The sequence below is a fragment of the Maribellus sediminis genome, assembly GCF_011799805.1.
GTDB classification, from domain to species: Bacteria; Bacteroidota; Bacteroidia; order Bacteroidales; family Prolixibacteraceae; genus Draconibacterium; species Draconibacterium sediminis_A.
Window position 1 is genome coordinate 198,949 of record NZ_WXUB01000001.1, and the last position, 14,745, is coordinate 213,693.

Genomic DNA, 14,745 nt, shown 5'->3' on the forward strand with positions numbered 1-14,745 from the left:
TTTTTGTTTTTAATAAAGAGGGAATAAAGATTGTATTCAAATTTAGGGTAACATTTCATAAAATAAAAGCATTTAGGATTTATGTTAACAGTAATCTGCCTGTTTTCGTATTAATGGTTTTTATATGCGCACTTTCGATATTTTTCGTCTATTAACAACTCTTTAACAACTTCCGGATTAAACCCTTAAAAGACAAATTCGTCTTAATTGTATATTTGCAGCGCTAAGAAAACAATTGAAACAAAGGTTTAGTATATGAAGAAAATAGTTCTATGGCTTCTTATTTTTAATTTTTCCGCCGTCCTGGCATCAAAAGCTAATGTTGAAAAAACAGGTCCGGAAAGTGACGACGGAAAAGGAAAAATAAAGGGCGTTATAATTGATAAGGCAAGCAGCACACCCATGGAGTTCGCTAACATTGCCATTTACGATAGCGAAGATTCCACGCTGATTACAGGAGGAATTACCAATAGTAACGGCGAATTCGAAATTGGAGATGTTACTTATGGAGCTTATTATTTACAAGCCAATTTTATTGGATTCGATCCGCTCTACATAAATGATATTGTACTTAATCGCGAGAATAAAATCGAAGATCTCGGTGAAATAGACCTGAGTGTTTCAACGGTTGCGCTTGGTGAAGTGAATGTAGTTGCCGATCGTGCTGCGGTTGAGTACAAACTCGATAAAAAAGTGGTGAATGTGAGCCAGGTTATTAGTGCCGCTGGTGGTACTGCAGTTGAGGTTTTGGAAAATACACCTTCGGTTCAGGTTGATATCGACGGGAATGTATCACTTCGGGGATCATCGAACTTTACCGTGTTGATTGACGGGCGCCCAAGTGTACTTACCGGAAGTGACGCTCTTCAGCAAATTCCTGCATCGGCAATCGAAAATATCGAGATTATCACCAATCCTTCGGCAAAATACGAACCCGACGGAACCACTGGGATCATTAACCTGGTAATGAAAAAGAATTCGATGAACGGACTCAGCGGAATTATAAACGCTTCGGTTGGAACACGCGATAAATACCGCGGCGATTTTACTTTGAGTTACCGGACTGAGAAATTCAACATTACAGCCGGTGCTGATTTTCAGGATGAAAATGGAAAGGGTGGAAGTTATTCGCGGTCGGAAACGTATGCAGGCGACAGTATCGATTACCTGAATATGGATGGTACCCGGTTGGATAACCGTAAGGGACACAACTTTAAAGCAGGGGTTGACTGGTTTGTTTCTGATAATACCACTTTTGGAATTCAGGGACGCGCCGGAAGCCGTGAGCGCTTCAATACCGGAGGTGGAAAAACCCATGCTTTTACCAATTACGGAGGGCCCGAAGAATTCTCGATTTCCGAAGAGACTTCAACACGCTCGAACGACTTTTACAGCGGGACAATGAGTTTTCAGCATAAATTTAATGGCGAAGGCCACCAACTCGATGCCATGGCGTTTTACTCGCGCGACAAAGGCGACGACGAAGAAGTTGAAGGAGAGATCTGGTCGGATGCCGATTATGAATACGATGTTAATAATCCGGTTTACGCCGAACGGGTTTCAACGGTTGAAGGTGAAAACGAACACGATTTTCGTTTCCAGGTTGATTATGTGTATCCGTTCAGTAAAGACGGAAAGCTGGAGGCCGGAATGATGAGCCGTATTGAAAAGGAGGAAGAAAGCCTCGATTTCAGAGACTATGATCAGGCCTCAGATACCTGGATTCCAAACGATCAGTATTCAAGTTTAACCGATTTTCGTCGCGATATTCACGCGGTGTACACCACTTTCAGCAATAAATTAGGAAACTTTAGTTACATGGCCGGTTTGCGTGGGGAATACACATTACGCAAAATCGACAATACCAACGCCGACGGAACTTCTGAATTGAACCGTTTCGATCTGTTTCCAACTGCGCACATTTCGTACCCGCTTGGCGAGAACAACGAATTTATGGCTAGTTTTAGCCGCCGTATAAACCGCCCGGGCGGATGGGACCTCGATCCGTCGCCGAATTATTTTAACCGTTACACGATTCGTTTTGGTAATCCCGACCTGAAACCGGAATATACCAATTCTTACGAGCTGGGTTACATGCGCCGTTTCGGGCGTTCATACGTATCGCTCGATGCATTTCACCGCGTGACCAATAACAAGATCGACCGTTATTCGGTGCTGGGTGAAGACGATGTTTATTACCTCTACACCGATAATTTTGATAAGGATTATGCCACCGGACTTGAATTGACAGGAAACGTAAATTTCACGAAATGGCTGATTGTAAATGCCAGTACATCCATGTATCATTACCGCATTACCGGAACGTTGGAGGGCGAATCGATCGACCGTACCAGCACCAACTGGAGCGGACGGATCAATACTACTTTCCGTTTCTCGGATAATTCGAGGATGCAGATCCAGGGATTTTATAACGGCCCATCGGTTTCGGCACAGGGAGAGCGCAAAGCCATGATTTTTAGTAACATCTCGTACCGTCACGATTTTATGAAGAAAAAGCTTACAGCTACGGTGAGTGTTCGCGATCCGTTCGGTACTGCAAGTTATGAAGGTGAATCGTACGGCGAAAATTTTAGTCGCTCATACAAATGGGAGCGCGAACCACGTGTAGTGATGCTTACGTTGAGCTACAAACTCAACAATTTTAAAGAAGACAGAAATGGTAACCGCGGCGAAGGCGGCGGAATGGATATGGATGGAGGAGGGGAGTTCTAAACCCTTTTCTCTGAAGGAAATTGCAGATTAAAATACGCCACAAAAATACGAAATGCCGTTCATCGTTTGATGGATGGCATTTTTGTTTTTGGGGTGAAGGGGAAAAACTTAGTCTACTTAACTATCCATGACAGAATTAAATTTTTATGTACACCACCCCCCGGCTGAAGCCGGACCCCTCCTCGGGGAGTAGGGGAAATGTTCGTGCCGGAAAATTTGTATGTATTTCAATAGTTGAATTGAAAAAAGAATTTCTCCTCCAGTGAGGAGGAGTACGCAGCCGGAGTTTACGGAGGCTGGGGGAGGTGGTGTTCTCGCTTCTATTCATTGCTATCCCGAGACTTCGCAAGAGCAATCTCTTTCTTAATTAAAATAATAATCTGATGTGTTTTTTAAATGCCAGAAAACCAGTGATGTATGCAATGAGAATCTAAATTATAACTGAAAAAACAGTTTACAAACTGAAAAAACAGTTGCAAAACTGAAAAATCCGTTGTAAGTTTGTGATCAACTTGAAGAAAAGTCTCAATACTAAATACTCACGACTAAAAGTCTGAATCATGAAACGACTCACCCGGAAAGAAGAGGAATTAATGAAAATCCTCTGGCAACTAAAAAAGGCCTTTGTAAAAGACATTGTGGAAGAATATCCCGATCCAAAACCGCATTACAACACTATTTCTTCGCTGGTTAGGCTCTTGCAGGACAAAGGAGTGATCGGCTACAAACAGTATGGCAATACCTACCAGTATTTTCCGCTGCTTACGAAAGAAGACTACCGGAAGTCGTTTATGACGCAGGTGGTGAGCGATTATTTCGACAACTCGGTGAAAAGTGCTGTGGCCTTTTTTGTAAAAGAAAAAGGATTGTCGGAAGACGAATTGAACGAGTTGATTGAACTCATCAAAGGGAAAAAGTAATGGAAAGCTTCCTGATTTATATTGGCAAGTCGTCGCTTGCGGCCGGGGCATTTTACTTGCTTTACCTGGCGCTGTTCCAAAACCGGAAACAGTTTGTGTTTAACCGGATTTACCTGCCGGTATCGCTGGCTCTGAGTTTTTTGATACCGCTGATTACATTCACAAGTATTCGTTATATCGAAGCCAGACCGGTTGAATACACCGGTTATGCTTACCTCGCCGAATCTACGGCAGTTTCTGTGGTTCCTGAATTTCAACTGCAGTGGTACCATTATTTAAGCGCTTTGTATGTACTCGGTATGGCAGTATTTGTATTGTACCTTATTCTAGGTCATGTAAGGGCCCTGAACATTGTTAAAAACAGCCGCTTAACCTGTCTTTTCAACGTTAAGGTGAATGTAACTTTAAAAGATGTTCATCCTTTTTCGTTCTTTAATAAAATTGTGATTTCGGAAAACACGCTTGAACATCCCGGTCTGCCCTTGATTGTGCAGCACGAAGAGATCCATGTGCGCGAAAAACACACCCTCGATATTCTTTTTGCTGAACTGCTGTTCCTTTTGCAATGGTTTAATCCCTTTGCCTGGCTCATTAAAAGTGCCATAAAGGATAACCTGGAATATCTGACCGACCACGAAGTAGTAAAAACCAATAATCCGCAAGCCTACCAGCTGGCCATGCTCGAACTGTTACATAAACAAAGTGTGGCGCCTTTTCTTACGGCACTGAATGGCTCGCAACTAAAAAACCGAATTGTTATGATGAAAAAGAAAACCGAAAACAAATATGCACTGCTTAAACAACTTGTGGTGCTCCCGCTACTGGCCATTTTGGTTATGGGACTGTCGAACAAGGAAGTTAAAACTGAGATTGTTCAGCCCGAAAAGCAAATTGAAATTGTTGTTGATGGTAAAGCCATTCCAAAAGATGATCTTAGACTTCGGTCAGTTGATTTTTCCGTTGGAATAAATAGTGAGATTATTATTGATGCCTTAGATGTTGACAATGTGATAGCCACATCTTTAGACATAACTGACCAGATAAATGTATTGTACATCAGGACCTCAGATTATCTTCCCGGATCGGATGCTGAGTTTGAGTATCATACAACGAAAAATATCAATTTAGACGAGAGAAGGCTAAACGACGAATATTTCTACGCAATTGATGGTAAGATAGTAAGCAAACAAGAATTCACGGAAAAAGGAAAAAAGGGTTTTGAGAATGTCGTTTTTCTTACCGGGAAGGATGCTACAGGTAAATATGGTGAAAGCTATAATGGTGTATTAGCTGATGCTACTTCCGGTGTTTCAAACTTTGTAATATCGTCAGAAGGAGAGCAGATCGATACCAAAATTAACGAACAAATACGCTTTCATGATAATGACGTCCCAGATCCAAGAACAGAACAGTTTAGTCGTTTTATGAACAATATGCACAAAGACGGTAATGTTGTTCTCGACCCGCACGATGCTGAACTTCCTTATATTACTGTTGATGGGGAAAGATTAACCAATAAATTAATGATTAGCGAAGACGATATCGTTTCTATTCAGGCGAATCAGCCACCGTGGTCTGATAGCATGGGAGAAGATTATAAATATGGCGAAATTCGTATAACAACGATTAAGTCTTCTTTTCCCGGAAATAGAGATGATGAATCCTTAACAGAAAAACAAAAACCTGAATTCCCGGGTGGTGAGCCGGCACTCAGAAATTACATTCAGAGTAACTTGAATTATCCTCAAATAGCCATTTTTAACGGAATCAACGGAACTGTATATGTTTCGTTTCTAATCGACGAAAATGGGAAGGTTGTTAATCCTAAAGTTAAGGGAGGAGTAGATCCGGCATTGGATAAAGAAGCTTTGCGTGTGGTAAGTAGTTTACCTGCCTGGAAACCTGCAGAGGAAGATGGACAGCCTGTAAAGGCTGATTATACTGTACCGGTAAAATTTGAGTTGAGTGAGGACCTTATGCGCGAATACAAGAAAGTTGACTGGAATGGTAAGTTGGTCATGAAATACGCTTATTCCGTGAGCGGGAAAGTGACCGATAAACAAGGTCAGCCAATTAGCGGCGCAGCAGTTACTATTAAAGGAAAAAGCATTGGTACCGTCACCGACACGGATGGTAATTATAAAATTGGTTTGAACGACGAAAACGAATCATTGATTTTTACCTCAATGGGTTATCAAGCCAGGGAAATTTCGGTTGCCGGAGCCGATAATTTAGATGTACGGCTTGAAACCGATAAAACTTCCGGATCAGCAGGATGGACATTATCTGGTGGAATTAATGGAGTTGTAGCTGCAAATGGAGACGATGTTACCATAACTCCGTCTTCTTCAAATGGAATCAAAATATCCACCTACGGTCAGGAAGATAATCAACCGCTATACGTTGTGGATGGAAAAATACAAGCATCTCTCGATTACCTAAATCCCGCCGATATTGAATCACTCTCGGTTTTGAAAGATCAGAGTTCAACTGCGCTTTTTGGCGAAAAAGGGAAAAACGGGGTATTTCTAATAACTACGAAAGGAGCAGAACAAAAAACTATTTCTCCATCAGAAAAAAGCCAGGCAAGTATTAGTAATAAAGCGGCACCCGAGAGTGTTGTTAAAGAGACCATATACAAAGTCACAGGCAAAGTGACAGATGAAAACGGAGATCCGGTGCCGGGAACAAGTGTGCTGATTAAAGGCACAACACTTGGAACTGTGACAGACTTCTTTGGTCTTTACGAGATTCGCTATGGAAAGCCAATTGAAACCTTGATCTTTAAGATGAATGGTCTTGAGACCATTGAAAGAAAAGTAGCGAATGAAACCACAATGGATGTTTGTCTCAAGCCCATGAAGAGTGAAGAAATGGAAAAGCTGGAGGATAATTCAGTTGAAAAAAATGACGCAGTTGATAATCCGGATATAGAATTAAAATATGGTAAGCCGGTTGGGAGGTCAGTCTTTTCTTCAGAGCCAACTCACCTTTTATCATCGTTTCAGGTGATTTTAGAATTGAATGGTGATAGGGTTATCATGGAAGGTAGTGTGGGATGTACATTTAGAAGTGTAGAATTCATTGCCTCTGATGAACAATTTGTAAAAATTGGTCCATCCGGAATGATTACTTCAAATGATGTTAAGAACGAAAATTTTTCGTTCGAGCTTACAAATAAAAATGGGGAAATACGGTTAAAGGGAGACAAAGGAACTTTCTGGACCAATTTGAGCTTTACTGCTGTTGAAGGGAAAAAATATCTGATTACTGATCATGAAGTTGTTGAAGTAAAGGTTGACCCATTAATTATTTTAAATGGGGAAAAAACGGATAAATCCATGAGTGAGATTACTGGGGCTAATGTTGGCTCGATGACAATATTAAAAGATGCTACAGCCAGTGAATTGTATAACGAGGAAGGTAGAAACGGTGTGGTTGTCATAAACACCAAAGATTACAAAATAAGCACTGAATTAGACCTGCGTAAATTCTTTGCCCGTAATATGAAGTATCCGTATATAGCTGTGGAAAATAATCAGGAGGGAGTAGCTAAAGTAGCTGTGAAAACTGATAGTAGAGGAGCAGTGCGGGAAATTCTTGATAACATACCCGAAAATGCAACCGCTGTTGGTGAAGTAGTTGTAGTGGCTTATAAAAGTGATTCTCCTGAAGGTAACGGTTTGGAGCATGCTGATCAGGTTTTTGAAAAGGAAGTTAAACGGGTAATCGGCAAGCTTCCGCTAATTGATATTCCTGAACTCAAAGGGAATTTGGTATTTACCGTAAAGTTCGTACTGCAAAAAAGAGAATGAATTTACTCCCGATTCTAAAAAAAAGGATGGCATCCGTTTCTGATTCGTATCAGACGGATGCCATCCTTTTTTCTTGAAGCTAATTACTTGAAGCTTGCGACTATTTTTTGCTAATAATAGCCACCCAGCCACCACCGGGAGCCATTTTAACTTTTACAGTAGAACCTGAAGTAACCTGCACTGTTTCCTGTGCAAAATCGGCTGCGTGTTTGTCGGCGTTTATGCCATCTTTCCACACTTTCATGGTATAAGTTCCGTTGCCCAGGAAATCGAGTTTCAGTTCCATCTCTCGCGGATCCCAGTCGGTTAATGCCCCAACGTACCAGGTGTCGCCCGAGCGGCGTGCAATGGCAACATAATCGCTTACTTTGGCTTCCAGTACTTTGGTATCGTCCCAGGTTGAAGGAACTGCAGAAAGGAATTCCATACATTCCGGCTCGCGGTAGTAATTCGATGGATTATCGGCCAGCATCTGTAGCGGGCTTTCAAACACCACATACAAGCCCAACTGGTGACAGCGGGTACCCATGCTCATCGGTTCAGTGAAAACAGGATTGAAATTTAACTTGGTTTTATTGATCATTGCACCCGGTGTGTAATCCATCGGGCCGGCAACCATGCGGATAAATGGCAGGGTAAGGTTGTGCTCCGGATCGGGCAGTTCCGACCATTTGTTGTTCTCCAGCCCTCTTACTCCTTCGTATGAAATTACGTTGGGGTAGGCTCTGTCGAGACCAACCGGTTTATAGGCTCCGTGAAAATCGACCAGCAATTCGCGTTTGGCACATTCCTTTGCAATTTTTTCGTAGAAGTTCACCATCCACTGATCGTCGCGCTGCATGAAATCGATTTTAATGCCTTTCACTCCCCAGGCTTTAAACTGGTCGAGTGCTTCAATAAGTTTATCGTCGAGCGTTTTCCATACCACCCAAAGTATGATATCTACGTTTTTGGATTTGCCGTAATCAACAAGTTCCCGGATGTCAATGTCATCAACCACATCCAGTACATCGCCAAGGTGGTACCAGCCTTCATCCAGAATAATGTAATCGAGGCCGTATTTCGAAGCAAAGTCGATGTAATACTTATAGGTTTGATTGTTAATTCCCGATTCAAAATCAACTCCGTAAATGTTGTTGGCATTCCACCAGTCCCAGGCTACTTTCCCCGGTTTAATCCAGTCGGTGTTTTCAATAAGCTGTTCCGGTGCCAGTTGATAGATCAGGTCCGATTGAATCAGATCGGCATCATTTTCAGTGATCAGCATAACACGCCACGGGAAATTACGCGGGCCGCTGCACTCGGCAATATAATCGGCATATTTCGTGGGTTTCATATCCCGGTCTCTGATCAGTTCTTCTTCCAAAACAACTCCGGGGAATTTACCGACCAAAGCATTTGCATTTTCGTCGCTCCCCTGCAGCCACAAACCGGCATAGTCCAGCAATCCCGATTCCGAGATATAGGTTTTTACGTTGTTTCCGCAATCAACCAGCATTCCGGTAGAACAAAAACGATCGCTTCCAACGTTCGAAAGTTTGTCGCGCAGGTACACGCGTTCCTGGTGACTCATAAAACTTTCTTCTTCGGGGAACCAAATATTGTGATCGGCCGGAAAGTTGAAGTTTACTTCTTCGCTCATTACTTTATAATCGCCTTTTTTATTCGATACCCAGCGATAGGCAGCGCCTTTGTCGTAGGCACGAACCTCAAGCGAATGGTCTTTAAACGAAAGTGTAAGCTGATTGTATTCATCTTTTATTGTGGCAAATTTGCGCTGCACCACCGGTTTCAATTCCTGGGAAACCGAAGCAGTTTTCGCTTTTTTTACCTTTTCGCCGATTCCCCACGAGGTAGCATCATCAAGTGTCATAGAAATGGTTGAAGGAGCAATAATTGCTTTCCCATTCAACAGAACCTCATAACTTATTTTTTCACCGACAGCGATTTTTACTGTAATTTTTCCGGTAGGAGACTCGAGTGTGTAATCCTTTGCTGCCAGGTTAAAGCCAAGTACCAGCAAAGCAAACAGAAAGATTAGTTGTTTCATTTTTATCAGGTTTAATATTTAGTTTTCGAAAGTACAAAATTATTCCCGTGCCGAACTGTCACATATGTTTACAATGCTGGTATAAATTATTTTTTATGCTTAAATTCAGATTTTAAATGCGAACAGATCATGAAAAATACGACACTTTTACTGCTTCTTGTAATGATTTTTAGTCAGAGTAAGCTAATGGCAACCGAATTTGAAAAAGATGTATTTCAAACTTCGAAAGGCGAATTAACCATCAGTTTTATTGGGCACGGAACGCTAATGATGAAGTTTAACGACAAAGTCATCCATATTGACCCGGTTTCGGGCTATGCCGATTATGCAAGCCTGCCAAAGGCCGACTTGATTTTAATTACCCATGAACATGGCGACCACCTGGATGCGAAAGCTATCGATGCCGTTAAAAAGGACAATACCAGTATTGTGTTAACTGCCAAATGCAACGAAAAATACAAGGGGACAGACGTCATGAAGAATGGCAACACCAAAATGTTTGATGGCATCGAGGTAACAGCGGTGCCGGCTTATAACATCAAGCATGTGCGTGCCGAAGGGCAGCCTTTTCATCCAAAGGGTGTAGGAAATGGTTATGTCATTCGCTTTGGCAACAAAAAAGTATATGTGGCCGGCGATACCGAAAATATTCCTGAAATGGCCGATTTAAAGGCAATCGACATTGCGTTTCTTCCCATGAACCTACCCTATACCATGACACCTGAGATGTGTGCGGAAGCTGCGAAATCGTTTCAACCCAAAGTTTTGTATCCCTACCATTTCGGAGATACCGATACTAAAGAGTTGTTAAACCTCCTAAAATATCAGAATAAAATAGAGGTGCGTATCCGCAAATTGAATTAAAAAAACCGGGCAAATTAAGATCAACATACCTGGTTAGTGAGGTACAAACTTTCTCATTATTTCACCGTAAACATGAGTTTAAGTTGTGTTTATTTTGCTGCTTTGTTGCAGCCTCTGTAAATGCAAATTGAAGTTGCTGTGAGACCGATTGCTGCGAACGCAATAAGAAAACCGTAAAAAATATTTGCAGATAAATTGGCACAGCACGACAGGAAGCCAAGTAGCAGTGTCGCAAAGAAACCTAATATTCCCCAAAGTCCCAGGTTGTAGCAAATAAGCACTAAAATCTTTTTCATAGCCTTGTATTTAAATGAATAATTTCCTGGTATAAAAATAGATTTCAAAATGAACAAAAGATCAAAAAAGAATATGGCAATCAGCAAATGTTCGGGTGATATTTTGTATTTTTGAAGTTGAGGAAAGTAACGACAGAGTGTGATATATTGCACACATTATCAGTAAAACATCACAATAGAAACTGCCATATTGCAGATTAACCGAAGCAAAAAATAATGGCGATGGGATATAAAAAAGAAACTTGCCTGAACTGTACCATCAAATCAAATGTGGTGTCTTCGCTTACTGAAAAGGAACTGGCCCGCCTCGAGACCGGTTGTCTTCAAAATGTATTTGAGAAAGGTGAACTGATATTCAAGGAAGGTATGCCGGCCAACCATATCGTTTACATTCGCGAAGGTTTTGTGAAACTCAGTAAAAAAGGAATAGGAGGAAAAGATTATATACTGAGTATTGCCAAGAAAGGTGCCTATCTCGGAATCAATAACTTGAATAAAAAAACACGTTTATATTACACTTCGGCCATTGCGTTAACCACTACCGAGCTGTGCTTCATCGATATTGAACTGTTTGGAATGTTATTAAAAGAGAACGGCAAATTTGCCACCGAGGTGATCTATTATATTTTCGATGACGAAATGAATTATTTCGACCGCTTGGTAAATAACGTACAACAACAGGTGCCGGGAAGACTGGCTAACACCTTGTTTTATTTCAAAAACCAGGTTTATGGTTCTAATCCTTTCAAGATGAACATTACGAAAGTTGAGCTTGCTTCGTTAATCGGCACTTCACGCGAAAGTGTAACACGCCTGTTAAAAGAGTTTCAGGAAGAAGGGATAATCCGGGCAGATAAAAATGCCATTACCATTCTCGACGAGAAAAAACTAAAGGAAATACAACAGAAAGGCTAGCCTACCATGCTGAGGTGGCGTATTTTTTCGTAGTTCAATATGGATATTTCACTGCCTTTCATCTCGATAATTTTATCGCCAACAAAATCTTTTATTACCCTTGAAAGGCTTTCCTGAGACATGTTGGTAACGGCCGCCATTTCCTTTTTTGAAATGGGTACTTTGAATTTTTTGCGTCGATAGATACGCAGACTCAGGCACAATAAAAGGTCGGCAAATCGTCCGTGCAACTGTTTCAGTGTGAGACAAGCTGTGCGGTCGTACCAGAATAATGATTCATCGCTTAGCTGCTTCATCAGACTTGCTGCGAAACCTGCGTTCTGATTGATAAAATCCTGAATAGTGCTTTTGTCGTGCAAGCAAACTTTTGTTTCGGTGTAGGCCTGCACCGAATATGGGTACAGGTTTTTACCAAAAAGTGCCTGCAAACCGAGCAATTTTCCTTTTCCTTCAATGGATAGGATCATTTCTTCATGACCATTTTCACGATACAGTTTAACCAAACCCGTTTTCAGGTAAACCAGATGGCTGGCCATCACTCCCTGTTTAAAAATGGTTTCACCCTTTTTAAAAGTAATTTCTGCCCTGTTTCGGTTTATCTCGATTAATTGCTCAACAGTGAGTTCTTTGAATGGAAGAGACATACAGGCGCATCCGGTGCACTTTTGAATTAGTTTTGAATTTGGCATTTTTAGCTCACTTAAGGGCACGAAGATAATCAATTAGCACTTATAATTTTTATAACATCAATCATATTCTTGATATAGATCAAAAATAGTAATGAGTACGAAGGTAATTCACCTTGAGGCGCTTGAACCGGTTTTTGTCGTCTCAAATTGTCATGCATTCTATTTTTGAAACGTCGGTTATGCGACTCAAATTTTACTTAAAGCAGGACATGAGAGAGGCAATTTTTTTATTGTTTTTGGTGCAAGTTATATGCTTGCCGAAAAAGAACTTCCCCTTAAATTTTAATACCCTTTTAATAAAACCGGGATCGCCTTTCCGGTTCACTGCAGAACTATTCAATAACCTATAATTCTATTAAAAATGAAAAAGTACATTTTTTACACGCTTTTTTTAGCCCTCGTGGCTTCGATTTCTTTCACCGGATGTAAGTACGACGATCAGTGCGATTGTCCAGAAAATGGAGCAGATCCGTATGAAACATTAACATCGTATTTGGTTGAAAATGACATGGACCTCCCCGCTGTTTTAAGCTCGTGGATCACAGCACGTCCGGCAAGTGCCGATGAGGTTTCAACCTTTATTGCTACGTATGATATTTTCGATTTACGTGGTGAAACGGATTATGCCAACGGACATATTGAAGGTGCGGTAAACGTAACACTTGGTAATTTGTTGGAAAAAGCAGCCAGTACAACAAAACCTATTCTTGCGGTTTGTTATACAGGGCAAACTGCTTCGCTTGCCGTTGTTGCACTTCGCTTAAGCGGATATGCTGATGCCAAGGTTTTAATGTGGGGAATGAGTGGATGGACTTCAACACTTAGCGGTCCGTGGTTAGCCAACTCTGGTAACGAAAACGGTGTAATTGGTGTTGGTAATGCCAACTGGACAAGTGATGCAGTTTCTTCCGATACATCTCACGATACTCCTGAACTTCTTGTTTCTGCGACCGACGGTGCCGGAATTCTTGAAGAACGCGTTGCAGCCTTACTTGAAAATGGCTTTAAAGGAGTTGCTTCATCAGCTGTTCTTGATGCTCCTGCCAGCTACATGATCAACAATTACTGGGCACTGGCTGATGTAGAACATTACGGACACATTACCGGAGCACACCGTATCAATCCGCTTTCAATTCAAAATGGTGAAATCGATTTATTAGATCCTGATAAACAAATTTGTACTTACTGCTGGACAGGTCAGACTTCATCAATGATTACTGCTTATTTGAATGTATTGGGCTTTAACGCTGTTAGTTTGAAATTCGGAGCAAACAGCATGATTTATTCTGAATTAGAGAGCCACAAATTTGTTGCGCCAACAGTTGATTATCCTGTTGTAAAGTAAGCTGGCTCAATTGAGATCAACTTATGAATCATTTTTCATTCATCTAAAAAGAAAATCATGCGAAAGATATTATTTATAATTACCGCCGTTCTTTTTATTGGCTATACTGCCAATGCCCAGGGATGTGCAGAACCGGCATCGGAAGACGGTGTAAATGTGTTTGGATATTTACAGACTCAATACGATTACGGGTTTACGGAAGGTGATAACACTTCATCCTTTGGTTTTAACCGTGCACGAGTGGGTGTAATGGGCAATATCCCATACGATTTTAGTTACTATGTTTTACTCGAAACCAGTCCGTTTAAAAAAGACGGTCCAAAAGCTTATTTGCTCGATGCGTTTGTTACTTACTCGCGTTTCCCTTTTCTGAAGGTTAGTATGGGTTCGTTCAAATCGCCTTTCGGACAGGAATTGAGTACTCCGTGTAATGCGCTCTATACGATCAATCGATCAAAATTTGTGAACGAACTTACTGCTCCCGACCGCGATATGGGACTGATGTTACTGGGTGGAGCTGATACCACTCTGTTTCAGTATTCGGTGGCATATATGAACGGAACCGGGTTACTGGTTGCCGATAAGGACAAATACAAAGACCTTGTTGGACGTTTGATCGTTCATCCGATCGACTGGTTTCAGTTTGCGGGTAGTTTCCGTTTAGGCAAATCCGTAAGCAGCGATGAAACTGTTGAAGATGCTGATGAAAGAAAACGTTTTGGAGCCGATTTCCAGATTGAAAAATTTGGATTCCTGGTTCAGGGCGAATACATCTGGGCCGAAGACAAAGGTTCGTACCTGGTTGGTGGCGGCTGTGGCGGCGATCCTGAATTGGTTCAGGGTAGCGTTAAACGTCAGGGCCTTTCTATCATGGCACTTTATAATACACCCTGGAATCTGCAGCCCGTAATTAAATACGAAAATTACGATGACGATATCGATTTTGACGGATACAACAACTACGAGCACGTTACCACAATTGGTTTCAACTATTTCTTCAACGAGTGGACTCGTCTGCAGGTGAACTACGAATACAAGGCTGAGTGGGCAGGTGAGGTTGATAACGACATGTTAATGGTACAATTACAGGTGAAATTCTAATTCTTCAAAAAATTTAT

10 protein-coding genes are annotated in these 14,745 nt (G+C 41.4%); 7 read left to right on the forward strand and 3 right to left on the reverse strand.

Features of this window, described 5'->3' with window-relative positions:
- Window positions 1–255 precede the first annotated feature (255 nt).
- The 3 genes from HFD85_RS00765 to HFD85_RS00775 all read left to right on the forward strand — a co-directional run bounded on the left by HFD85_RS00765 (window position 256) and on the right by HFD85_RS00775 (window position 7,468).
- Window positions 256–2,733, forward strand: a complete 2,478-nt coding sequence (locus tag HFD85_RS00765; RefSeq protein ID WP_167604697.1) for a TonB-dependent receptor — start codon at window positions 256–258, stop codon at window positions 2,731–2,733.
- Between the two features lie 560 nt (window positions 2,734–3,293).
- Window positions 3,294–3,653, forward strand: a complete 360-nt coding sequence (locus HFD85_RS00770) for a BlaI/MecI/CopY family transcriptional regulator (protein WP_167604698.1) — start codon at window positions 3,294–3,296, stop codon at window positions 3,651–3,653.
- Window positions 3,653–7,468: a M56 family metallopeptidase gene (locus tag HFD85_RS00775; protein WP_167604699.1), complete on the forward strand. Its 3,816-nt coding sequence runs from the start codon at window positions 3,653–3,655 to the stop codon at window positions 7,466–7,468. The genes HFD85_RS00770 and HFD85_RS00775 overlap by 1 nt, the downstream gene beginning before the upstream one ends.
- Window positions 7,469–7,568: 100 nt before the next feature.
- On the opposite strand, the gene HFD85_RS00780 is transcribed toward HFD85_RS00775, so the two are convergent.
- Complete coding sequence (locus HFD85_RS00780) at window positions 7,569–9,518, reverse strand: glycoside hydrolase family 97 protein (protein WP_167604700.1); 1,950 nt, start codon at window positions 9,516–9,518, stop codon at window positions 7,569–7,571.
- A gap of 129 nt (window positions 9,519–9,647) precedes the next feature.
- Between HFD85_RS00780 and HFD85_RS00785 the strand changes: the two genes are divergently transcribed.
- Window positions 9,648–10,382, forward strand: a complete 735-nt coding sequence (locus HFD85_RS00785) for an MBL fold metallo-hydrolase (protein ID WP_167604701.1) — start codon at window positions 9,648–9,650, stop codon at window positions 10,380–10,382.
- An 89-nt stretch (window positions 10,383–10,471) separates the two neighbouring features.
- Here the strand turns inward: HFD85_RS00785 and HFD85_RS00790 are convergent, their stop codons facing one another.
- Complete coding sequence (locus tag HFD85_RS00790; protein ID WP_167604702.1) at window positions 10,472–10,678, reverse strand: hypothetical protein; 207 nt, start codon at window positions 10,676–10,678, stop codon at window positions 10,472–10,474.
- Window positions 10,679–10,900: 222 nt separating this feature from the next.
- Here HFD85_RS00790 and HFD85_RS00795 point away from each other — a divergent pair, with 222 nt between their 5' ends.
- On the forward strand, window positions 10,901–11,593 hold the full coding sequence (locus tag HFD85_RS00795) for a Crp/Fnr family transcriptional regulator (RefSeq protein ID WP_167604703.1): 693 nt from the start codon (window positions 10,901–10,903) through the stop codon (window positions 11,591–11,593).
- Here HFD85_RS00795 and HFD85_RS00800 read toward each other — a convergent pair.
- On the reverse strand, window positions 11,590–12,282 hold the full coding sequence (locus tag HFD85_RS00800; protein WP_167604704.1) for a Crp/Fnr family transcriptional regulator: 693 nt from the start codon (window positions 12,280–12,282) through the stop codon (window positions 11,590–11,592). The genes HFD85_RS00795 and HFD85_RS00800 overlap by 4 nt on opposite strands.
- A 361-nt stretch (window positions 12,283–12,643) precedes the next feature.
- Between HFD85_RS00800 and HFD85_RS00805 the strand changes: the two genes are divergently transcribed.
- Window positions 12,644–13,627, forward strand: a complete 984-nt coding sequence (locus tag HFD85_RS00805; protein ID WP_167604705.1) for a rhodanese-like domain-containing protein — start codon at window positions 12,644–12,646, stop codon at window positions 13,625–13,627.
- A 57-nt stretch (window positions 13,628–13,684) separates the two neighbouring features.
- Entirely contained in the window at window positions 13,685–14,728 is a 1,044-nt protein-coding gene (locus tag HFD85_RS00810) for a porin (protein WP_167604706.1), read from the forward strand.
- Window positions 14,729–14,745: the final 17 nt, after the last annotated feature.

Bases quoted from the DNA above. Each gene is read 5' to 3' on its own strand.
- HFD85_RS00795 (WP_167604703.1), top strand. From the start codon at position 10,901: ATGGGATATAAAAAAGAAACTTGCCTGAACTGTACCATCAAATCAAAT.
- HFD85_RS00805 (WP_167604705.1), top strand. From the start codon at position 12,644: ATGAAAAAGTACATTTTTTACACGCTTTTTTTAGCCCTCGTGGCTTCG.
- HFD85_RS00785 (WP_167604701.1), top strand. From the start codon at position 9,648: ATGAAAAATACGACACTTTTACTGCTTCTTGTAATGATTTTTAGTCAG.
- HFD85_RS00780 (WP_167604700.1), bottom strand. From the start codon at position 9,518: ATGAAACAACTAATCTTTCTGTTTGCTTTGCTGGTACTTGGCTTTAAC.
- HFD85_RS00810 (WP_167604706.1), top strand. From the start codon at position 13,685: ATGCGAAAGATATTATTTATAATTACCGCCGTTCTTTTTATTGGCTAT.
- HFD85_RS00770 (WP_167604698.1), top strand. From the start codon at position 3,294: ATGAAACGACTCACCCGGAAAGAAGAGGAATTAATGAAAATCCTCTGG.
- HFD85_RS00775 (WP_167604699.1), top strand. From the start codon at position 3,653: ATGGAAAGCTTCCTGATTTATATTGGCAAGTCGTCGCTTGCGGCCGGG.
- HFD85_RS00800 (WP_167604704.1), bottom strand. From the start codon at position 12,282: ATGCCAAATTCAAAACTAATTCAAAAGTGCACCGGATGCGCCTGTATG.
- HFD85_RS00790 (WP_167604702.1), bottom strand. From the start codon at position 10,678: ATGAAAAAGATTTTAGTGCTTATTTGCTACAACCTGGGACTTTGGGGA.
- HFD85_RS00765 (WP_167604697.1), top strand. From the start codon at position 256: ATGAAGAAAATAGTTCTATGGCTTCTTATTTTTAATTTTTCCGCCGTC.